The sequence below is a fragment of the Paenibacillus terrisolis genome, from assembly GCF_056171975.1.
In genome coordinates, this window is record NZ_JBKFGG010000009.1 from 95,357 (window position 1) to 116,898 (window position 21,542).

A 21,542-nucleotide genomic window follows, 5' to 3' on the forward strand; every position below is an offset into this window, starting at 1 on the left:
CGGTTTGAAAAAGAAGGCTTACGGTCTCCCCGGGTAAACCGGTCACCGTCAGATTTTCAGCTCCCCAAGCTTGATCAGCTCGACTACCGCCTGCGCACGACCTTTGACGTTCAGTTTCTGCATCACATTCGAGATATGATTCCGTACGGTTTTCTCGCTGATAAACAGCTGCCCCGCAATGTCGCGCGTCGTTTTATCCTGCACGAGGAGTTCGAAAACTTCCCGTTCACGATGAGTTAACAGAAATTTGCTGTTACGATCGCTGCCCTTCAAAATGCGTCACCCCTCCTTGCTCGGGTTTTGTGGTTTAACAAGGTTAAGGGATACAGTCAACACATCTTATGATTGAAGGAAAGCAATGGTGCGATTGCCATGGTAAAATGGGCGCCTTGTTATTTGAAAGCCATCGCGGCGTGAACCGCTTTAAGCCAGCCTTGATACAATGCTGCCCGAGTTTCATCTTCCATGAGGGGATCAAAACGGCGTTCCAGCCTTTCACCCCGGCAGATTTCCTCACGGTCGCACCAATAGCCGACCGCCAGACCCGCCAAAAAAGCCGCCCCAAGCGCCGTCGTTTCCCGCACGACCGGACATTCTACCGGCACGCCGAGGATGTCACTCTGAAACTGCATCAGAAAACCGTTGGAAACCGCGCCTCCGTCTACCCGCATCATATTCAGCTTGAAGCCCGAATCCTTTTCCATGGCCCCAACGATGTCTTTGGTTTGGTATGCCAGCGACTCCAGCGTCGCGCGGACGAAATGCTCCTTCGTCGTGCCGCGGGTAAGACCGAATATGGCGCCGCGAACCTCGCTGTCCCAATATGGACTTCCCAGACCGACAAAAGCCGGCACGACATAAACCCCGCCCGTCGAGGAAACGCGGGAAGCATAGATTTCGCTGTCCTTCGCCTCACGGAACATGCGGAGTCCGTCCCGCAGCCACTGAATCGCCGACCCCGATACGAAAATACTGCCCTCAAGCGCATATTCCACCTCCCCGTTTAATCCCCAGGCAATCGAGGTGATCAATCCGTGCTTAGAAACCACCGGCTTATCGCCGGTATTCATCAGCATGAAGCAGCCGGTGCCGTAAGTGGTTTTCACCATGCCGGGCTCGAAGCAGGCCTGCCCGAACAGCGCGGCCTGCTGATCTCCCGCAGCCCCCGCGATCGGCACTTCTTCCCCGAAAAAGTGATATGGAATCGTGGCGCCGTACACCTCCGAGGAGGAACGGACCTCCGGCAGCATCGCCTTCGGAACCGATAGCAGCTCCAGCAATTCGTCATCCCAGGCCAGCTCATGAATATTGAACATCAGTGTGCGCGAAGCGTTGGAATAGTCCGTCACATGCAGCCGTCCGCCGGACAGTTTCCAGATCAACCACGTATCGATTGTGCCGAAGAGCAGCTCCCCTCTTATCGCACGTTCCCGCGCGCCTTCCACATGGTCGAGGATCCATTTCACTTTGGTGCCTGAAAAATAAGGGTCCAGCAGCAGTCCCGTTTTGGCCCGAAACATATCGTCGTAACCCGCCGCTTTCAACTCTTCGCAAATGTAAGCCGTTTGCCGGGACTGCCAGACTATGGCGTTATGGATCGGATTCCCGCTTTCTTTTTCCCATACGACGGTGGTTTCCCGCTGGTTTGTAATGCCGATGCCGGCGATCTGCTTCGGTTTGACTCCCGAATCGGACAGGCAGGAAGCAATGACGGCAAGAATGGAGCCCCAGATTTCGTTGGGATTTTGCTCCACCCAGCCGGGCTCCGGAAAATATTGCGGAAACTCCCGCTGCGCCAAATGCACGACATTGCCTTCTTTATTGAATAAAATCGCCCGCGAACTCGTCGTTCCCTGGTCCAGGGCAAGAATGTATTTTTCCACCGATATCCCCCGATTCTCCGATTAATAACGCTTACAAAATTTGATTTTATCATAACCTTCCCGAAAAATATGCGCCATAAGCTGAAGCAAAGATTGAATACGTATAACGGCCTGCCGTGTGAAATATTCTTTCGATCGCTGTTGTTCCCGGATTTCTTGGATTGTATAAGTTCAGATGGAGTAGAAATCCGGTCACAAAGGCGAACGCTTTGCTTCTGCCAGAACATTTCACACTCTTGCCAAGCTACTTTTCATTGGTTCAACTTATATTGTAAGATCACTCGATCCTTTTCCAGATTTATCTTCATTTTGTATTGACGACCGAAGTCGCTCCGCTTATGATGTTAAATGACAGTGATAATCATTATCACTTAAATTATTCATTTTCAATTTTTTATTATATTGATATGAGGGGTGTACATAATCGATGAAATTTCGTTATTCCGTTCCAACCGCCGTTTTAACGTTGGCTCTTGTGTTATCCGCATGCAATTCCGGTGATACGTCAAGCAACGAAGGCGCCGCACCGGCTTCCGCAAACGGCGGTGACGCCGCCACGGCTGCGAATGCCGGTAATTCGGGAACCGAGCCTGCCGCCGATGCGGGATCCGGGGATTTCCAACAAGCCGTTGACCAATACCGCGAGTATGTCATTCAAGAGTGCGACGCATTTGTCACCGAAACGAGCAAATTCGTGGATGCCGTGAACCAAGGGGATCTGGAGACGGCTAAAACGCTGTACGCTCCGGCCCGCATGCATTATGAACGGATCGAGCCGATCGCCGAAGCGCTCGGCGACCTGGACCCGAATATCGACGCCCGGGACGGTGACGTAGATGCCGCGGAATGGCGCGGATTCCATCGGATCGAAAAAGCCTTGTGGGAAGATAAAACCACCGATGGGCAAAAAGACTTTGCCGAACGTCTTCTAAGCGACGCCAAGCTGCTGCGGGCCAAGGTCGAAACGGTCGATATTCAGGCTTCCCTGCTCGTCACGGGCGCGGTCGAGCTGCTGAACGAGGTCTCTACTTCCAAAGTCACCGGGGAAGAAGAACGTTACTCCCGCACCGATTTATACGACTTTGCCGCTAACGTGGAAGGCGCGAAAAAGATTTATGAATTGCTGTCGCCTCAGCTCGCTGAAAAGGATGCCGATCTCGACAAACAAATTTCGGACCGCTTTGCGGCGCTGGACCAAGAGCTCTCTCCCTTTAAGCAAGGCGATGGATACGTCACTTACGACAAGCTGAAGGAAGAAGACATCCGCATCTTGAGCCAAAACCTGGACGCGCTGGCGGAGCCTTTGTCCAATATGGGCAAGCTGCTGGGAGTATAACGCTATGAGCAGGACGGAACTGAACTCCCAAGAAGAACAGCCTGTGCAAAATTCCGAAACGTTGCATGGCGAGACAAACGAACACAAGCTGCTGGATAAAAAAATAAGCCGCCGCGATATCCTCAAAGCGGCCGGAGCCGGCGGGATCGGCCTGCTGTTTGGCGGCGGCGGGACCTACGGCGTGCTGGCGGCCACAGAGACATTATCGAAAACCGCAGGCAAAAGCGAAAGCTCCCGCCTTGCCGCTGGCAGCCGGGTGCCGTTTTACGGCGAGCATCAGGCCGGGATCATCACCCCGGCCCAAAACTTTATGTGCTTCGCCTCCTTCGATTTGACGACTCGTTCGCTTTCCGATGTCCGGAAGCTGTTCCGCTCCTGGACGGATGCGGCGGCGGTTATGACTGGAGGGCAAATGATCGGCGAAACGAACGACAATCCAAACCTGCCTCCTTCCGACACCGGCGAGGCGGCGGGGCTTTCCCCTTCCCGGCTGACGATCACTTTTGGCGCCGGACCGGCGTTTTTTGACGACCGGTTCGGGTTGTCCGGCAAGCGCCCGGCTTCCTTCGCCGATCTGCCGGCGTTCCGCGGGGACGCCCTGCAGCCGGAATGGTGCGGCGGCGATCTCGGCGTGCAGGTCTGCGCCGACGACCTGCAGGTCGCGTTCCACGCGGTGCGGAACCTCGCGCGCATCGCGCGCGGCACCGCCGTGCTGCGCTGGACGCAGGAAGGGTTCCAGCGCACAGGAACGGCGGATCCTGCCGGAGGCACGCCGCGCAACCTGATGGGATTCAAGGACGGAACCGGGAATCCCGATGTTGCGGATGCGGCCGCGATGAATGAGATCGTCTGGGCCGGCGCATCGGACGGCGCGGGATGGATGGACGGCGGCAGCTATATGGTCGCCCGGCGGATCCGGATGCGCATCGAAATCTGGGACCGCTCGAATCTGGCCGATCAGGAGCAAACCTTCGGGCGTTATCGGGACTCCGGAGCGCCGCTCGGCGAAACGGACGAATTCGCGCCGCTTAATCTTACCGCAAAGGACACAAAAGGCGAGTTCGTGCTTCCTGCGAATTCTCATTCGCGCCTCGCTCACATGGACGGAAAGCAGAAAATTTTGCGCCGCGCCTATTCTTACACGAGCGGAATGGATACCAAGACCGGCCAGCTTGACGCCGGATTGTTTTTTATCAGCTATCAAAGGGACCTGCAGAAGCAGTTCGTTCCGATGCAGCGGATGCTCGCCGCAAACGATAATTTGAACGAATATATCGTCCATATCGGCAGCGCCGTTTTCGCCTGCTTCCCCGGCACGCGGGAAGGCGGTTATATCGGAGAAACTTTATTTTAGGAAGGAGTTGCCCTAAAAACCATGGCTGCGATTCGCAAAATTCAAGGTACCGCGGGACGGGTAGCTCTCATCCTGGTTCTCCTGACCGCTTTTACCATCGGGATGCCGCAGGCACATGCGGCCGACGCCGCTCCCGGCGACGAACTCCTCCCTCTGGTCGGGGGCGCTCTGGTCGAAGCCGGTGCCGGGAACTGGGATAAAGCCGCTATGGAGCTGCAGCAATTCGAGCAGCTCTGGAAGCAGGTGTCGGCCTCGGAATCCGCCGCATCCGCCGAAACCGGAGCGGGCGTTTCCGATGCTCTTGCCGCAGCCGTAGACGCCGTTCGATCGCATGAAGCCGATGAAGCGAAGCAGCGGCTATCCGCGCTGGCGAAATCGGTTAACCGGTGGGCAGAAGCCGGCGAGGAACCTTCCGACGCCTCGGCGGCGGGCAAAGAGGCCGCAGGCCGGCTGCTCCAAATGGCGAAGCAAACGCAAGAGCCTTTGCAAAACGGCAACCTTAGCGAAGCAGTGGCCCGTTTTAAAGAGATTCTGGATGGATGGGGCAAAATGGAAGGTCCGATCCGCAGCGGGCATTTTGGCGTATACAGTCAAGCCGAAACGCAAATGAGCCTGATTCGCATCGCGCTGCAAGCCGAGCCGGCCAAAACGGAGCAAGCCCTCTCGGAATTAAACGCTTTAATAGATGTGCTGCAAAATTACGTGAATGGCGATCTCGATGCATCCGCAAGTGAAACCGCAGGCGAGTCCGGAAAAAAAAGCCTGTCCGACGCGCTGGTTCTGCTTCGGGAAGCCGAGCGTGCCGTTGGACGGCAAAACGCCTCCTCGGCTTCGGAACATATGCAAGCTTTCCTTGTCTTATGGCCATCCGTAGAAGGGGAAGTATCGATTTCTTCATCTTCGATTTATACCGCAACGGAGAACCAAATGACCGAGGCGCAAAGCTATCTCGAATCGAGTCCTCCCGATTTCGCCCGAGCCAAAACGGTTATTGCCCAAATGCTCGCCGATCTGGAGCCTTTGGCTAAACGCACCTCCTATAATGCCTGGGACGCGGCGCTGATTCTGCTGCGCGAAGGGCTGGAAGCTCTGCTCGTGCTCGCCGCCCTGCTCGCGTTCGTGAAACGGTCGAAGCAGACGACCGCCAGCAAATATATCTGGGGCGGTGCCGGAACCGGTCTGCTGTTATCCGCGATTTTGGCCGCCCTATTGACCTTTGCGATCTCTCAGGCCGTCTCCGGCGGAACCCGCGAGCTGCTTGAGGGCATCACGGGACTCGTCGCCGTCGTGATGATGCTGACGGTCGGACACTATTTGCATAGCAGATCAAGCGTTCAGGCCTGGAATCATTATTTGGAGACGCAAGTCGGGGGGGCGATCAAACGGGGAAGCATGTGGTCGCTGTTTGCCTTGTCTTTGCTGGCTATTTTGCGTGAAGGGGCCGAGACGGCCATCTTTTATATCGGCATGGCCCCGTCGATCGCTCCGGCGCAGCTATTCATCGGCATGGCGGGGGCCGTATGCGCGCTGGCCGTTTTGGGTTATCTCATGATCCGGTTCAGCGTAAAGCTGCCGATCCGTCCCTTCATGCTGACGGCCACCTTGCTGATCTACTACCTGGGCATTCGTTTCATTGGAGAGAGCGTTCATGCGCTGCAGGTTGCGGGTTATCTTCCCGTTCATAATGAAGCCTGGCTCCCTTCCGCCGGCTGGATCGGAGCGTATCCCTCCTGGGAAACGTTCGTGCCTCAGCTGATCCTGCTGCTCTTCATCGGCTGGAGACTTGCCGCCGTCGAACACCGCAAGGGTGAGCCTGTGTATTCATAGAGCGAGTTCAATATTGTAAATAAGGTTGAACCAAAAAAACTTGATCGTATAGAGCGAAATTACCTGGCCGGACTTTTGTTTTTTGAGCCTTGAAAAGAAAAGCCTGCGAAAGTGCAGTTATTTTAGCGTTAATTACTTATTGAGCAGGGCTAAAATTGACCGAAATAACTGTATTTTTGCAGTAATATGGTCAATCGCCATCAAGCCTCTCCCTTATCGCTACAAATCCAAACCAATCTTCTATTGACGAGTACGTTTAACAGTGCTATTGAGCAATACCATCAAGCTTCATCAGTCAGACTCGTCCGCCGACCAGTTCCGCCGACATTTTCTTAATTGCAGTAGAAATCCGGTCACAAAAGCGAGTGAAGCGTATGCTTCCGATGCAGCTTTCTTTCAGAAAGCTTTTAGCTTGTGCCAGAACATTTCATCCTCTTGCCGATCTGCTCTTCAAATGGTTCAGCATTAAAAACAGGGCGGCCTCGATTTAGCAAATCGGGGTCGCCCTGTTTTACCCATATGTAATCGCTTTCGTCAAACTCTGTCCACGTTGGCGAATTTCTCCATAATCCGCAGCAGCGTTTCGCGTTCGTTCTCATCCAATTTGGCCAGATACGATTTCAGCACCTCACGGGATTTCATCTTCGCTTCCTCCAGCACCTTGCCGCCCTGCTCCGTAACGGATAGCAGCACTGCCCGCCGGTCCAGTTCTCCATGCCGCCGCTCCACATAGCCGTGCTGAACCAGCCTGTCGATCATTACCGTAATCGCGCTGGGTTTGACCTCCAGCTTTTCGGCCAAATAAGTGACGTTGCAGGAACCCCTTTTGGCGATAATCCCCAGCATATGAAACTGGGCGGAGGTCAGCCCGAGCTCCTGATGACTCATCAATTCGTTTTTCATTTTCCGAAACGTATTGGACCAAGAGACCTCCAGCCGGTCCAAATATATATCAAGATTGGAATCCACCTTCAAATTGCTCCTCTCCAAGCTCTTGCACAACTTTACATCAAGTTTATTAAACTCCCGGCGAAAATACAAGAAATCTGTCACGAAATCGGTGAGTAAATCCCTTGCAAACCCCAAACGATTCATTTATGATGGAATCGAAATTATTTTCATATATTTATGAATAAAACAGAAAATTATTTTCGTATACTAATTCGTGTTAAGGGATGTTGTCCCAAAGAAGGTAGGTGAACGATATCGTTACCCCAATTCTTCACGCAGTTTCCAATCATTTGGACGATTTGTCGCCCCAGGAACGCAAGCTTGGGGAGTATATCCTCGAATCGCCGGCGGCAGTAATCCATCTGGGGATTACCGAGCTTGCGAACGCTTGCCGCATTAGCCCATCGACGGTAACGCGGTTTTGCAAAACGTTTCATTTCAAGGGTTATCCGGATTTTAAAATGAAGCTCGCCGGAGAAGTTGCTCACAAAACTTCGGAAAACCATTATCAGGATATTATCGCAGGCAACGACCTGCAGAAAATCGTCGAGGCGATGGAAGCCAATCACTTGGCCTCTATCACGGATACCACGCGTCTGCTGGATATGAACCAGCTTGGACGGGCCGTCGAAGCGCTGTGCCGAGCCAAGAGGATCGACCTTTACGGCGTAGCGACTTCATCGATCGTCGCTCAGGATTTTTATCAGAAGCTGATTCGGATCGGCAAAAATTGCACCGCCTTCGCGGATTCGCATATGCAGATTACTTCCGCTTCATCGCTGAGCGAAGGCGACGTTGCTCTGGCGGTATCCTATTCCGGCGAAACCCCGGAAACGATTGACGCTCTGCGGTGCGCCAAGGACAGCGGAGCGGTTACGCTCTCCCTGACGCAATACGGCAACAGCCGCCTCGCTTCCTTAGCGGACATATCGTTATTCTCCTCCTCTTTGGAGGAAGGTATGCGCCGCGGGGACATGGCCTCGCGGATCGCCCAACTGCATGTCATCGACATTTTGTTTACGGGCATGGTCAGCATGGAATTCAAGGACTTCATTCCCAAGCTGGAAAGCTCTTATCAAAACGTTCAAATTTACCGAAAATCACGAGGAGGACAACACTAATGCTAAACATCATCAAGGTCAACAGCGAACAGCAATTCAACGAAACCGGGGCGGGAATCATCGCCAGTCTGCTGCAATCCAATCCCCGCGCCATTTTGGGCCTTGCAACCGGCAGTACACCTGTAGGCGTCTACGGCAAGCTGATCGAGCTGTACAATGCGGGCACCATCAGCTTCAAGCAAGCCAGCAGCTATAATCTGGACGAATATATCGGATTGCCTGCCGATCATCCGGAAAGCTACCGCCGTTTTATGGACGAAAAGCTGTTCAATCATATCGATATTTTGCCTGAAAATACGCATGTTCCTTCCGGCAGCGGCGCTAACCCGGAAGCATCGGCTCTCGAATACAGCCGTCTTCTTGAAGAAGCGGGCCAAATCGACTTGCAATATCTCGGATTAGGCCATAACGGCCATATCGGCTTCAACGAGCCGGGCGAAGAACTCCAAGGGCCGCCGCATGTCGTTAAGCTGGAAGAACGAACCCGTATTGCCAACGCCCGCTTCTTCAATTCCATTGAAGAGGTTCCGACCCATGCTCTCACGATGGGGATCGGCTCTATTTTAAAGGCAAAACAAATCCTGCTCATGGCAAAGGGCGCCGACAAAGCCGAAATCATCGCTCAAGCGTTCCATGGTCCAATTACCACGAAATGTCCCGCTTCGCTTCTGCAAACCCACTATAATGTCGTGGTGGTTGTCGATCAGGAAGCCGGGAGATTGTTATAATGAGCGGGCGAAATTTCATAATCACGCATGCCAAAGTCGTTACTCCCCGCGGAACCTTCGAAGATGGTGCGGTTGCGGTTGAAAATGGAGTAATCGCTTATGTTGGCTCCGCATCCGGGGCTCCCGAAAACTTGCCCGCTGATTCCGAAGTTATCGATGCGGACGGAGATTATGTCCTGCCGGGTTTTATCGATGTGCATGTGCACGGCGGTATGCTGGAGGACTTCTCTTCCCCCAGCAAGGACGGTCTTGACGCCATTACCAAGCTGCACTTGAGCCAAGGGACAACCTCCATGCTGGCGACCACGATGACTCTGCCGAAGCCGGTTATCGAAGATGTCCTGGAAGAAGTCCATCGTTACATGAACAGCGACATGCCTTACGCACAGCTCGTCGGCGTTCATCTCGAGGGACCTTTCATCAGTCCGAAATGGCCCGGCGCGCAAAATCCGGCGCATATCGTTCCTCCTAACCGGGAGTGGGTCGAGGATTGGAACACCCGGTATCCCGGATTGATCAAACAAGTAACCTTCGCGCCGGAACGCGAAGGCAGCCACGAGTTGATCCGTTACTTGCGCAAGCACGGAATTGTAGCGGCGGCCGGACATACGGACGCCACTTACGAGGAAATTATGGCAGCAGCCGATGTTGGACTGCATCATGCCGTGCACATGTTCAATGCGATGACGCCGCTGCATCACCGCAAACCGGGCACGGTCGGCGCTCTGCTAAGCAACCCGGCAATCAGCACGGAAATTATCGCGGACGGCATTCATGTTCACAAAGCGGGCATTCAACTGCTGGCCAGCGTGAAAACGGCTAACAATCTTATTCTGATTACGGATGCGATGTCGGCCGCAGGGCTTGGTAACGGCGACTATATGCTTGGCGATCTGCCGGTTGTAGTTAAAGACAATGTATGTACGCTGAGGGAAAGCGAAGGAACGCTGGCCGGGAGCACACTAACCATGATTCGCGGATTCCGCCACCTCGTTCGCGAGATCGGGCTTTCCGTGGAACGCGCTTCCGAAGCCGCGAGCGGAAATCCGGCGAAGCTGATTCGCATGGACCATATCATCGGATCCGTTGAAACCGGAAAACAGGCCGATTTGCTTATGGTCGATCCGGAGCTTGAGCTGAAGCAGGTCTGGGTTAAAGGCCGCAAATTCGAAAACTAAAGAGAAATGATGCCGGCAAGCATGTCAAAAACCCTTCACGCAATACTTGGTGAAGGGTTTTTGACGTAACAGCTCTAAAATTAGCGGCCCATTCCGCCGGTATATGCGCCGGGAGTCGAACCGTTTCCGGTTCCGAAGGTTCCGTTTGGAGAGGTAGGCGTATAACCTCTAGGTCCCGTCATCGTCCCGGTGCGAGCCGGAAAAATGCTGCGGATCATCGCCTCAAAGTCGCTGATCGAGTTATTGAGAGTGGCTCCGCCGCGGGACTGAGTCGTATAGTTTCCTACACGCGTTACGAAGTCATTGTTCCCGGAAACGTAGACGTTCCGCACGTGAGGAGCCGATTGTTTCACGGCTGCCGAGATCCGGTCTTTAACGCTTTGCGGTACGTTATCCGTCACTGTTCCGGCGGTACCTGTACGACCGTTGATCGCCGTTCCGGTGCCCGTGCCGTAAATCGAAGTGGCTCCGGTACCGTAATTCATACCATTGACGCCCGGTGTGCCCGTTCCCCGGTTCAAGGTGTTAAGTCCCATTCCCGGATAGGATGTGTTGTTCGTCCAGTTCCCGTTTCCTTGACCATACAGATATCCATCACGCGTTCCGAAAAGTCCGCCGCGGCCGGTATCGAAAATACTGCCCGCCGTGCCGGTTCTGCCGGCGAACCCGTTGCCGAGTCCGTTATCCGCGGCGCCGCGGGTGCCGTAATCGAATCCGTACGGCCCGGCAACATTAGTTGTCCCTTGGTTCGTACCAATTCGGGAAGGGATGCCCGTCCCCATGGCCGATGGACGACCGGCCGCATTATTATGCAGCGTTACCGCTACATACGCGTCACGGTCCGTCAGCAGGACATGCGCGGTTTGCACATCTTTCAATTGTGCAACCTTATTGCTCAGCGCCGCGCTGTAACGCAGGGAACGAATCCGTTCGCCCGTAGCGACATTATCGGCGTTGCGGGTCATCTGCCGGCTGCCTTGCGGCAATACCGCCCGGTTAACATTATTTCGCAAGCTTTGCGTCCGCACCTGATTGTTATCGGTACGGGTGCCGCAGCCGACGATGCCGACCATACCGGCAATCAGCGCTGCAGATAAAGATAAGTTGACCACTTTGGCTGCTCGCATGTATAATCCTCCATCCGCATTTTTGATTGTTTATGATGTACACGAATAGATTGCGCCGCTCACCCTGTTCAAATACAGGTAAACGTAAGCCAAACTGGGAAAAAAGAACTGGCTCTTTCGCCGAAGGTCAAAGCAAAAGACCAGTTCTTTTCCATTAAGAAATAAGATGCAGCATACGGATGAATTCCCGGCAATACCGGTCCGCATTGAATTTGGTTTTTACGTGTTCAAGAGCGCCTTTTTGAATGCCCGCCCGAAGTTCGCGGTGGTTCATCAATTCCATGGCTTCCATAACGGCCTGCCCGATATCTCCCAAAAGGTATATTTTGCCGGTAGCATTATGCGTAATCAAAGAATTTGCCCCGTCCGAGGTACTGGCCAATATAGGACATCTGCAGCTCATCGCCTCTAGGAAGGACAAAGGAGAACCTTCCACCTTGGAGGTGGAGCACAGAAAACCGCCGGAATCGGCAATCATGGAATAATACATCATCATTTTTCGATTTGGCACATTCGAACGAAGCTTTACTCTTGACCTGAACCGGAACTGGTCCAAAAGCTTCATGAACTGAATCCGCTCGGAGACAATCGACAGATTGCTGTCTTCAAACATCCAGATTTGCAGATCCGGAACATAGAAAAGGATCGAATGGGCAATATATAAAAATTCCCGCCAATTCTTATTGTCTTCGATTCGACCAATCCAGGCGATAATGGGAGAAGCCGGCTTCGTTCCCTTTTTGTACGTAAAGCTCTCCGCATCAAAGCAATTGTTAAAATGGAATTGCGGAAGGTCGCTGTACAATTCTTGAAAAAGCGCGGTGGTATGCGGCGTGTTCGGATTCATCAGGGCGGAAGCGTAAGCGCGTATAACCGGAGCGGCTTCCGTCAATTGCTGACGGGCAATCTCCATGCCTCCGTATCCTTGAATCTCCAAAATAAATTTTCCCTTAAACCCCAATCCGCGAAATCGGGCAAAGCAGGTATGATCCGTGGTCGCAACAACAAAGTCATAGTTTTTCCATTGAAGCAATTCCCGGATCTTGTCGTCGTCATTCATGACATAAATCGGATAATCCGACTTGTTCTGCAGACCGGCTCCCCATTCGTAATATAGACATTCGGCTTCGATCCCGCAGCGCCGCAGAGCCTGGCAGCGCTGACGGTTCAATGTTTCTATTCCCCCGCTGGGAACATAAAATACAAACAGCACCTTCACCTATTCATCACCGCCAAGGGTAGGACTCTTTTTTCGTTATATCTCGAATTGGCGCCCGAGCATTGTAAGATCCGGAATGGCGTATTGCTTCGGAAGCCGGAGCTCCATCTCCCGCCAAAAATCCTCATCGCTATCCCAAAATCCGGGATGCAGCGAACCGATATCCATCATGTACTCCTGACAAAGCAAAAGCGGATCCATGGTCCTTAAAAAAGGCAAATCGGGAAAGCTGTAATCGGGCGGAAGCTTTTTTGCGAGTTCCTGCCAAAAAGCCGGATCCGGTTTTTCGTATTGATTAAACGCGAAGATCATACGCCCTTCACCTTCTGTAAAACCTGATCATAAACGACAAGCGTTCTTTCCAGCAGAGATTCCGGCGACCACTGTACCTTTGCCCAGGCTTTCGCTTTCGCCGCCAAAGACTCTCGCAGCTTCCGGTCCGCCATCATTCGGGAAATGTGCTCCGCCAATTGCCGGTCGTTCCCTACTTCAAACAACAGCCCTGTCCGTTCATGCTCGATCATTTCGGGAATCCCTCCGGCTGTCGAGGCCACAACCGGAATACCGGAAAGCTGGGACTCCATAATCGAAAACGGAAGGTTATCCTGCAAGGAAGGCAAAACCATCAAATCGGTCTGTTTAAGCAGGGCCGGCACATCTTTGCGGTCTCCCAGCAGCGTGACCCGTTCCGTTAATCCGGCTTCCCGTATCAGCTTCTCGATTTCGCCGCGCAATTGACCGTCTCCGAGAAGCAGGCAATGCCAACTCGGATTGCCTGCCAGACGCCGCAGCGCTTCGATCAATGTGCGATGCCCTTTGACGGGAACCAGGCGTGCCGGACAACTGATCATGAACTCGGCTTTGCGTTCAACCGGTTCCAAGAGAGGCTGCGCGGAACGTTGTTTGAACTCGGCCATGTCCATGCCGTAGGGGATGACGGTGAGCAATTCCGCAGGCACGGAAAACTTCGTCATTTCTTGCTGCAGCCAGCGAGTCGGTAGGATGGTCGCGTCCGCCGACACGCAGCCGTAATACTCCTCGTCGGCTACATATTTCCAAGCGAGGCTGTCCTCGCTTTGGATATTGCCGGCGATCACGTGCTCTTTGGCCAGCAGCCCGTGAATCGTGGCCACAAGCGCCGTCTTTGCCGGTTTCACCCGGGATAAGGCCCGAGTCGAAACGATATCCTGCGTATGAATGATATCGTATTGGTCCAAATCGAATAAGGCTCCTGCCATCTCAAAGCAATAACGCTCCACGTCACGGTACCGAACCCAAGGATCAATATGGGCCAAATAGCGCTGATAGAAACGGATGACCTTGTCGTAAACGATATTTTTAATCTTCCACTTGTTGATCATCTTGTCGCCGCCGACCAAATAATAATGGGCCATATCGGGATGGTGAGCGAGGACATCGACCTGGTGGCCCTGCTTTTCCAGTTCCTTTTTCAAAAGACGGACATAGACGTCTACACCCCCGACATGAGGCAAATACCAGTAGGTGGCAAGCAGAATTTTCTTGTGCGACTTGAAGGCGGATTCGGCCGGCGGGGCCGCAGGTTTCGCCGGAGCCGGAACGTCCCGCTGCACCTTCGCAGGCGAAACGGTGGAGATGAAATATACGCAGCCCGACATAAACCGGTTCTTGTTGGCAGCGGACACCGCTCCCACCGCGATCAAATCTTCCCCGTCCCCATGAAGCACCGACAGTGAGTGGCCAAAGACCTCGGACTCATCCCCGCCAAACTCATGCATCAGTTCTCCGTTCATGTCGAGCAAATAAGCAGCCCCTACTCTGGAGCCCGCCAAAAGAGCCGGGGATTTTCCCCTGGGGCGATAGGCGATTACATCCTTGCCCAGCTCTTGAAGCCCGAACCATCCTTCTTTTTCGAGAAGAAGCGCTCGCTTTGCTATAGAGTATACCTGAACGCAGCCGCCGCGGGAGAATTCTTCGCCGCCCGCCTTCGGCGAGCCGATGATTAAGTCGGGAATCCCGTCCTCGTCCATATCAAAAGCGGCCACTTTGGCGCCATGCTCGTCATAATTCTTTTTCCCTCGGGACTCATACAGAAATCCGTCCTTTTTTCCAGCCACCAGCACGCGCCCGTTTCGGATCATGCCCGGACCCGAGTATCGCGGAGCGCCGATGATCAGCTCGGGACATCCGTTGCCGTCCACGTCTCCGGCAGCAAGAGTCACACCAAGCCCCTCGCTGTTCGTCCCTTCAAATTTACCGATAACCAGTCGGTTTCTGCCCGAAAAAATCGTCACTTTGCCGTCCCGGTCGGCGCCGTTCGGATCCAGGGTGTGTGAGGATGCCGCAACGTCGGGAACGCCGTCCATATCCCAGTCCAGAACCGCAATCGCCGAGCCAAGCCGTGCATAATCTTCTTCGCCTCTCCACCGTTGAAGCAGCTCGCCGGTCCGCCCGGAGTAAACGGAAACTTCCCCGCACTCCAAATGAACGTCCGTGCCAGCGCGGGGCGCGCCGATGACGATTTCCATCACGCCGTCGCCGTCGAGATCCCCAAGCGCCAATGCGGACCCGAAACGGTCCCCGTAATGGCCTCCGCTTAGCGTGAACAACGGCTGCATGTCATGCGAATAAACGTAAACTTTGCCTTTATAGTAATGGGGCAGCGGGTTAACTCCGTCTTCATCTTCGATATAGGTTGCCGTGCTTGCCGAGATAATCCACTCATCCAGACCGTCGCCGTTTACGTCCCCGGTAATGATGACATCGCCAAAACGGTCATGCTCCCGCTCTCCTTCCAGCCGCCGCTGCAAATAAAAGAGTAACTGGTTGCTCAAAGTCTCTTCCCTCCTTATAACATGACTTCGATCTTTACCGGTTCACGGTCGCTTACGTTAACTCTGCGCGTATTCATTCCCAGCGACGCCGCGGTAAAGCCCATCTCGTAATTCCCGGGCTGCACTTCGTGAATTTCGAAGACGCCTTGGGAATCGCTGGTGGTGTGGCATAAAACGACGCCCGCCAAATCAAGCAGATGAATATGAGCGCCCGGAACGGGAAGACCCGAGTCCCGCCCGACTATGGTTCCTGTTAGCGTGTTCACGGGCGGCAGGACAATCTCGTCTTTTTTGCTGGGATCCCCGTAATTCTCAGTGAGCCGTGAAATAAAATCATGCTCCCAAAGGACAGTCTTGCTGCTAAGGTTTGCCGTTTCGTAGGCCTCGAGCGTTTTTTCCACCATCACGGCATCATTCCACACGGACAAAGCGTGCTTTCTGGCCGCCTCGGAAAACTGCTCCCGCAGCGAATCGTCCTCCACCAGCCTTAGAAGTTTGACGTATAAATCGTCGGCATTTCCGGGTTCGGTCAAAAATCCGTTGACCCCATCGTCCACCATCTCCACGATCCCCCCCGTTTTGGATGCAATCACGGGTTTTCCCAGGCTATGCGCTTCGATAATGGAAAAGGGCAGATTATCCTGCAGCGAAGGCAGAACCACGATATCCGCTTCGGACAACAGCTTGGCAACATCCTGGCGGTTGCCCCAGAGACGAACGTGATTTTCCAAATTCAGCTCTTTGATCTGCCGCTCAAGATCATGGCGCATCACCCCATCGCCGATCAGCCAGCAGACCACATTTTCCCGTTCGTCGATCAGCATCTTCATCGCTTTCAGCAGGTAGGTCTGCCCCTTGATCGCCACCAGCCTTGCGGGGCACGCAATGACCATTTTGTTTTTCTCCGTGGAGGATACGGAAATGAGAGGAACTTTAGACTGCTCCATCGTTTGCTGATAAGTCTTTTGATTTAACCCGTAAGGAATGACATAGGATCTCGGATGACGGATCTGAAAGGAGGATAAACTGCCGGAAAGCCAGCGGCTCGGCAATATCAGGCAGTCTGGCGACATGGAGCCGTAATACTCTTCCAAAGCCAGATAGTGGCGTTCAAACGGCGTACGAACCTGAATCTCGCGATTGGCCGTCCATTCGGTCGCGAGACAGCCGTGTATCGTCGCCACCAGAGGCGTACGGCTTGGTTTGGCTTTTCGAAAGACGAAAGTTGAATAAATATCCTGGGTATGAATCAAATCGTAGTCTTCCAAACGGATCTCTCGGCATGCCAGTTCAAAAGCGCGCTTTTCGCTTTCTCTCCATCGCATCCAAGAACTTAACGGAATGTTCCGACTTGCGAATTCCGCTCTCACCATATGGTTCGCCTGTTCAAGATAACGGCTCTTTTCTATTTTTTTCCCGTTGTTGATCAAATAGTAATGCAATAATTTCGGATGCTGCGCGAACAATTCCACGTCATGGCCATTTTCCTCCAAACGCCGGCGTAGAATCTCAAGATAGGTCGAGACGCCTCCAACATGCGGAAACGGCCAATAGGTGGCAAGTAAAATTTTCAAGCCAAACCTCCTCCTTTTTCTCTATGGCCTCTGGTAAACTGCGGTTTTAAAGAGAAAACCACTAGACCGAAGTCCGGTGGTTAAGAGATGGTTAAGTGATTCGCCTTATTTAAACTCTTCATCATTGAGCACATAGTCTACTCCGTCCTCAGGGGCAAGCTCGTCATCGTCGTCTATGACAGCTTCGTCTTCAATAGCCTCAAGCTCGCTGTCGACCTCTTCATCCACGTCCTCCCAAGGATCGTCAAGCCGGTTTTTTTGTTTTACTCGCGGGTCGGGCAACTCGTGGAAATACATATTGGATTCTTTCTTGGTTAAGGCATCCAATTGGCCAAAGGGCACGTATCTGGTAATGTCGTCGCCGAGCAAACCGGTTCCCGGACCCGTTCCGGGACCCGTTCCCGGGCCGGTGAATAGTCCCGATCCCTGAGATCTGTTCAGCCAGGTGAAAAACGGCCGGGTTTTGAAAATGCCGCGCTGCTCCTGCTCTTCAAGATAAGCTATCTTTTCTTCTGTCGACAGATCGGACGGGATCATGTCATGGTAAATAGGAGGAATTTTACTCAGCATAGATTTATAAATTTCATCTGTCGATCTCTCTCTTCCTTTCTTGAACATACTTTCAACTCCTTCGGATCATCATAATAGCTTGCTACGATAGACAGTATATTCGAATAAAAGAGATTGGTATGGACATCCGTTCGACTATTGCAAAATATTGCGATATCCGGCATATCACACGGCAAAAGCGGTCCCGCGATGAGGGACCGCTTCCCTATTTCGTTTATGCTCCGGGTTCGGACGGTTCGCTTGGCGGGACGACAGGCTCGGCGACCACCAAAGCGGGATCGGGAGGAGTGACCTCCTGCGCCAGCATGGAAATCGTATCCGGATGAAGCACGGCGCCTACGGATTCGTCCGCTTCCACCCGCCCCCATTCGGGACTGAGTTCGCTTGGCAATGCCCCCTGCGACAAAACGTTGATGAAAGCCGGATCGGGAATGATGTTCTCATCCGCTACGATGTTGAGTCCCGGCTGCTGCACGAACCCGGCGGGAACCTCCTGCGGAGGAAATGGAATCACCGGTGCCGGGAGCGGATTGACCACGGCCGCATGGATCTCCGGAAACGGCGCTCCGGGAACCGGTACGCCGGGGAAGCCTTCGGGCGGAGCTCCCGCCATAACATCCACCGGCTGCGGGTCGCCCGGCTGAAATCCTACCGCCGGAACAACGGGCATAGCCGGTTCCGATGGAGGTTGGATCGGCTGCGCCGGAACGGCAGGCGGGACAACTCGGCCGGACGGAAGCGGGATGATCGTTCTTGATACGGGACTTTTTGATACGGAAGTTCTTGGTGTAGAGGTGCCCGGCGTATGAGTCCCGCGAAGTTTGTGCCGCCGCACCACGCGACGGGATCTGCGAAGTTTTTTACCGTATCTCAGCGCACTGCGTCTTGATCTTCTCTTTCCAATATATACGGAGCTTCTTTTCATTCTCGTTTTGTTGACCTTGCGTTTCTTCGCTTTGAGCTTCTTTTTGACGCGGGCAATTCGGCCCAAATCCACGACTTCAAAGATTCTTGTTCTTCCCGAAGGCTTAGGCGCAAGCCTTCTTTCCGGTTCGACCCTCACTTGTTTATAATAGAGGGCTGCATTATTCACCATGCTTTCTTCCTCCCATTAAGTGAAATTCCGCGCAGTTACTCCGTCGTAAGCCTTAAGCGTTTGCTTCATCATCGTATTGATGGACCAGTGCTCATGAGCCCACCGCCGCGCCTGTTCGCCAAGCCTAAAACGCAGTTGATCCTGGTCAAGTATTTTGCGGAGATTGTAATACATCCGCTCGCTTCTGCCGGCCGGCGAGATCAGGCCGGTTTTGCCGTGTGCCACCATCTCGGGGATTCCTCCGGCGTCCGAAGCAACGACCGCCTTGCCCGCCACCTGCGCCTCCATGATCGAGAACGGCAGGTTATCCTGGAGACTCGGAAGCACCAAAACGTCCGCTTTGCCGAGCAGTTCCGGAACATCGGAGCGCGCTCCCATAAATAGAACGTGATCCTGCAGGCCAAGCGCGTAGGACTGCTGAATCAGATCGTCCCGCAGCAGTCCGTCTCCAAGCAGCCAACAAACCCAATCCGTGCGAACCTGCTTCAGCAGAGCCAATGCTTCAAGCAAATGTTTATGACCTTTAACGGGCACAAGTCTTGCGGGGCAGATCAGAATCTTTTTGCCGGGTTCCGTCTGTACGGCGGAATTCCCTTTCACCCGGCGATTGAATGCTTCGATATCCATCCCGTACGGAATGACTTGAACATGTTTCGCGGGAACAGCAAACTGGCTCGTGGAAAGAGTCTTCAGCCATTGGGTAGGCGTAATGGTGGCGTTGCTGGACGTCGCTCCGTAAAACTCCTCGGCGGCGGCATATTTCCAGCCCAGCGAGTCCTTGCCGTTAATCTCGCCGTTGAGAACAAATTCCTCGGCCAGACAGCCGTGAATCGTAGCGATCAGCGGCGTCGACTTGGGTTTTACCCGCCATAAAGCCCTTGTCGAGACGATGTCCTGCGTGTGGATCAAATCGTATTTTTGCAGGCCAAATGTGGAAGCGGCCGCTTCGAAACAATACCTCTCGATATCCCTCCATCTGATCCACGGATCAACGTAGCTCATTTGCTTCTGATAATAAGCGTAGACCTTTTCGTAAATGCGGTCTTTTACCTTCGATTTTTCCAAAGCGCGGCCATTATTGGGCATATAGTATTTCTGCATATCCGGGTGGTGGGCAAAAATATCGACCCGGTGTCCAAGCTTTTCCAGCTCCCGCTTCAGAATATCCACGTAAGTCGATACTCCGCCCACATGCGGCAAATAGAAATAGGTCGTCAATAATATGTTCATTTCCCCATTCCTTCCCTTTCGAACTTCTAGAAACAATCTATGTGTTCACCTACTTATTCGTCAGGTACACAAGACCATTTTTTGGCAGATAAAGTCTCGAAAAAAGGCGCTTCTCCATATCAATCTAGTGCGGAGACGGGATATTCTACCATTTTTTCTAGCAAGGGTACTCCCATCTATACCAATAGAAGCCCCGTCGAGTAGGATATACAAACTAGAGAAAAGGAGTGAAAAATAATGGTTCCTGCAAAAGCTAGTATCGCTATCGTCGGTCTCGGTTACGTGGGGCTTCCGCTAGCCGGTTTGTTTCTGGAAAATGGCCATACCGTCTATGGCATCGACGTAGATACGAGCAAAATCGCCAAGCTGAAAAACCAGCAAAGCTATTTATCCGACTTCTCGAATAAAGAGATTCGGGCCATGTTTGCCGATGGCCGGTTTCATGTCAGCGATTCTTTTGCCGAGGTTGATCATGCGGACGCGATCATCGTTTGCGTGCCTACCCCCCTTGATCACAACAGTCAGCCGGACCTCACTTATGTCAGAGGGGCGATTAAAAATATTCTTCCCTATTTGCATCAAGGACATCTGGTCGTGCTTGAAAGCTCCACATATCCGGGAACAACGGAAGAGGAACTGCTGCCGATGCTCCAGTCCACGGGCCTTGTCGTCGGCAAGAACGTTTTCCTCGCATATTCTCCGGAACGGATCGACCCAGGTCCCCACCAAACGTCTCTGCACAGTATCCCGAAAGTGCTCGGGGGAGTGAGCGAGCAATGCACGGCGATGGCCAAAGCGGTATATGAGAGCATTTTTTCCCGCGTTGTGGTCGTTTCTTCGCCCAGGGTCGCCGAATTTACGAAACTGCTGGAAAACTGCCAAAGACTCGTAAATATCTCATTCATGAACGAGATGGCGATGCTCTGCGAGAAAATGGAAATTAATCTGTGGGAAGCGATTGATGCGGCCAGCACGAAGCCGTATGGTTTTACCCCCTATTACCCCGGTCCCGGAATCGGCGGGCACTGCATTCCGGTCGATCCTCTCTATTTGCAGTGGAAGGCCAAACAATACGGGGAAAGTTCCGGCTTTATCGAGGTGGCTCATCTTATCAACGAATCTATGCCGGATTATGTCGCCGAAAAGGTCATTCTAAATCTATCCGCCTCAAAACCGCTGGAAGAATGCAAGGTTCTGGTTGTCGGCGTCACGTATAAAAAGGACATCAACGACCTGCGCGAATCCTCGGCATTCCCGATTATCCGCAAGTTGGAAAGCCAGGGAATCGAAGTTAACTTCCATGATCCCTATATCAAAACAATTGATATCGATGGACGTGTAAAGGAAGGCCTTACACTGACGAAACGCAATATCCAGCTGCATGATTGCGTTTTGATCTTGACCGATCATTCTTCTATTTCCTATGAATCGCTTGCATCGTTTGCCCCGCTAACGATCGATACCCGCAATGCGACCAAAAAGATGAAAGATCGCAAAAATATCGTGTTGATCTAAAACTCTCCCATATCGAACGA

18 protein-coding genes are annotated in these 21,542 nt (G+C 53.1%); 7 read left to right on the forward strand and 11 right to left on the reverse strand.

Annotated features, from left to right (window positions below; genetic code table 11):
• Positions 1-48: 48 nt before the first annotated feature.
• Both ACI48K_RS11185 and glpK read right to left on the reverse strand, forming a co-directional pair.
• Positions 49-273, reverse strand: a complete 225-nt coding sequence (locus ACI48K_RS11185) for a helix-turn-helix domain-containing protein (RefSeq protein ID WP_068620025.1) — start codon at positions 271-273, stop codon at positions 49-51.
• Between the two features lie 119 nt (positions 274-392).
• A complete protein-coding gene (gene glpK / locus ACI48K_RS11190; RefSeq protein ID WP_475027680.1) occupies positions 393-1,883 on the reverse strand; it encodes a glycerol kinase GlpK in 1,491 nt (496 codons plus the stop codon).
• Positions 1,884-2,310: 427 nt separating this feature from the next.
• Between glpK and efeO the strand changes: the two genes are divergently transcribed.
• Genes efeO through ACI48K_RS11205 form a run of 3 tightly spaced genes read left to right on the forward strand, consistent with a single transcriptional unit; the run spans position 2,311 to position 6,400 of the window.
• Entirely contained in the window at positions 2,311-3,219 is a 909-nt protein-coding gene (efeO, locus tag ACI48K_RS11195; protein ID WP_475027681.1) for an iron uptake system protein EfeO, read from the forward strand.
• Between the two features lie 4 nt (positions 3,220-3,223).
• A complete protein-coding gene (gene efeB, locus ACI48K_RS11200) occupies positions 3,224-4,573 on the forward strand; it encodes an iron uptake transporter deferrochelatase/peroxidase subunit (RefSeq protein WP_475027682.1) in 1,350 nt (449 codons plus the stop codon).
• 21 nt (positions 4,574-4,594) lie between these two features.
• Positions 4,595-6,400, forward strand: a complete 1,806-nt coding sequence (locus ACI48K_RS11205) for an FTR1 family iron permease (RefSeq protein ID WP_475027683.1) — start codon at positions 4,595-4,597, stop codon at positions 6,398-6,400.
• Between the two features lie 534 nt (positions 6,401-6,934).
• Here ACI48K_RS11205 and ACI48K_RS11210 read toward each other — a convergent pair.
• Positions 6,935-7,369, reverse strand: a complete 435-nt coding sequence (locus ACI48K_RS11210) for a MarR family winged helix-turn-helix transcriptional regulator (RefSeq protein ID WP_475027684.1) — start codon at positions 7,367-7,369, stop codon at positions 6,935-6,937.
• A gap of 227 nt (positions 7,370-7,596) precedes the next feature.
• Here ACI48K_RS11210 and ACI48K_RS11215 point away from each other — a divergent pair, with 227 nt between their 5' ends.
• The 3 genes from ACI48K_RS11215 to nagA are packed head-to-tail and all read left to right on the forward strand — an operon-like array spanning position 7,597 to position 10,378.
• Entirely contained in the window at positions 7,597-8,472 is an 876-nt protein-coding gene (locus ACI48K_RS11215) for a MurR/RpiR family transcriptional regulator (protein ID WP_475027685.1), read from the forward strand.
• Positions 8,472-9,200 carry a glucosamine-6-phosphate deaminase gene (gene nagB, locus ACI48K_RS11220; RefSeq protein WP_475027686.1) on the forward strand — a complete coding sequence of 243 codons (729 nt, stop codon included), beginning with the start codon at positions 8,472-8,474 and terminating at the stop codon, positions 9,198-9,200. The genes ACI48K_RS11215 and nagB overlap by 1 nt, the downstream gene beginning before the upstream one ends.
• Positions 9,200-10,378, forward strand: coding sequence for an N-acetylglucosamine-6-phosphate deacetylase (gene nagA, locus ACI48K_RS11225; protein WP_475027687.1), 1,179 nt, complete (start codon positions 9,200-9,202; stop codon positions 10,376-10,378). The genes nagB and nagA overlap by 1 nt, the downstream gene beginning before the upstream one ends.
• Positions 10,379-10,458: 80 nt before the next feature.
• Here the strand turns inward: nagA and ACI48K_RS11230 are convergent, their stop codons facing one another.
• The 8 genes from ACI48K_RS11230 to ACI48K_RS11265 form a co-directional block, all read right to left on the reverse strand.
• A complete protein-coding gene (locus tag ACI48K_RS11230; protein WP_475027688.1) occupies positions 10,459-11,505 on the reverse strand; it encodes a YhcN/YlaJ family sporulation lipoprotein in 1,047 nt (348 codons plus the stop codon).
• A 154-nt stretch (positions 11,506-11,659) separates the two neighbouring features.
• A complete protein-coding gene (locus ACI48K_RS11235; RefSeq protein ID WP_475027689.1) occupies positions 11,660-12,724 on the reverse strand; it encodes a glycosyltransferase family 4 protein in 1,065 nt (354 codons plus the stop codon).
• A gap of 36 nt (positions 12,725-12,760) precedes the next feature.
• The gene (locus tag ACI48K_RS11240) at positions 12,761-13,036 is read right to left on the reverse strand and encodes a hypothetical protein (protein ID WP_475027690.1); all 276 of its coding nucleotides are present in this window, start codon (positions 13,034-13,036) and stop codon (positions 12,761-12,763) included.
• On the reverse strand, positions 13,033-15,537 hold the full coding sequence (locus ACI48K_RS11245) for a glycosyltransferase (RefSeq protein WP_475027691.1): 2,505 nt from the start codon (positions 15,535-15,537) through the stop codon (positions 13,033-13,035). The genes ACI48K_RS11240 and ACI48K_RS11245 overlap by 4 nt, the downstream gene beginning before the upstream one ends.
• 14 nt (positions 15,538-15,551) lie before the next feature.
• Positions 15,552-17,111 (reverse strand): glycosyltransferase, encoded by a 1,560-nt coding sequence (locus ACI48K_RS11250; RefSeq protein WP_475027692.1) that lies wholly within the window; start codon positions 17,109-17,111, stop codon positions 15,552-15,554.
• Between the two features lie 105 nt (positions 17,112-17,216).
• Entirely contained in the window at positions 17,217-17,729 is a 513-nt protein-coding gene (locus ACI48K_RS11255; RefSeq protein ID WP_475027693.1) for a hypothetical protein, read from the reverse strand.
• Positions 17,730-17,895: 166 nt separating this feature from the next.
• Entirely contained in the window at positions 17,896-18,777 is an 882-nt protein-coding gene (locus tag ACI48K_RS11260) for a hypothetical protein (protein WP_475027694.1), read from the reverse strand.
• 15 nt (positions 18,778-18,792) lie between these two features.
• Positions 18,793-20,007 (reverse strand): glycosyltransferase family 4 protein, encoded by a 1,215-nt coding sequence (locus ACI48K_RS11265; protein WP_475027695.1) that lies wholly within the window; start codon positions 20,005-20,007, stop codon positions 18,793-18,795.
• 237 nt (positions 20,008-20,244) lie between these two features.
• On the opposite strand from ACI48K_RS11265, the gene ACI48K_RS11270 reads away from it, so the two are divergent.
• Entirely contained in the window at positions 20,245-21,522 is a 1,278-nt protein-coding gene (locus tag ACI48K_RS11270) for a nucleotide sugar dehydrogenase (RefSeq protein WP_475027696.1), read from the forward strand.
• Positions 21,523-21,542 lie beyond the last annotated feature (20 nt).

Bases quoted from the DNA above. Each gene is read 5' to 3' on its own strand.
- efeO (WP_475027681.1), top strand. From the start codon at position 2,311: ATGAAATTTCGTTATTCCGTTCCAACCGCCGTTTTAACGTTGGCTCTT.
- efeB (WP_475027682.1), top strand. From the start codon at position 3,224: ATGAGCAGGACGGAACTGAACTCCCAAGAAGAACAGCCTGTGCAAAAT.
- ACI48K_RS11205 (WP_475027683.1), top strand. From the start codon at position 4,595: ATGGCTGCGATTCGCAAAATTCAAGGTACCGCGGGACGGGTAGCTCTC.
- nagB (WP_475027686.1), top strand. From the start codon at position 8,472: ATGCTAAACATCATCAAGGTCAACAGCGAACAGCAATTCAACGAAACC.
- nagA (WP_475027687.1), top strand. From the start codon at position 9,200: ATGAGCGGGCGAAATTTCATAATCACGCATGCCAAAGTCGTTACTCCC.
- ACI48K_RS11230 (WP_475027688.1), bottom strand. From the start codon at position 11,505: ATGCGAGCAGCCAAAGTGGTCAACTTATCTTTATCTGCAGCGCTGATT.
- ACI48K_RS11240 (WP_475027690.1), bottom strand. From the start codon at position 13,036: ATGATCTTCGCGTTTAATCAATACGAAAAACCGGATCCGGCTTTTTGG.
- ACI48K_RS11255 (WP_475027693.1), bottom strand. From the start codon at position 17,729: ATGTTCAAGAAAGGAAGAGAGAGATCGACAGATGAAATTTATAAATCT.
- ACI48K_RS11260 (WP_475027694.1), bottom strand. From the start codon at position 18,777: ATGGTGAATAATGCAGCCCTCTATTATAAACAAGTGAGGGTCGAACCG.
- ACI48K_RS11265 (WP_475027695.1), bottom strand. From the start codon at position 20,007: ATGAACATATTATTGACGACCTATTTCTATTTGCCGCATGTGGGCGGA.
- ACI48K_RS11270 (WP_475027696.1), top strand. From the start codon at position 20,245: ATGGTTCCTGCAAAAGCTAGTATCGCTATCGTCGGTCTCGGTTACGTG.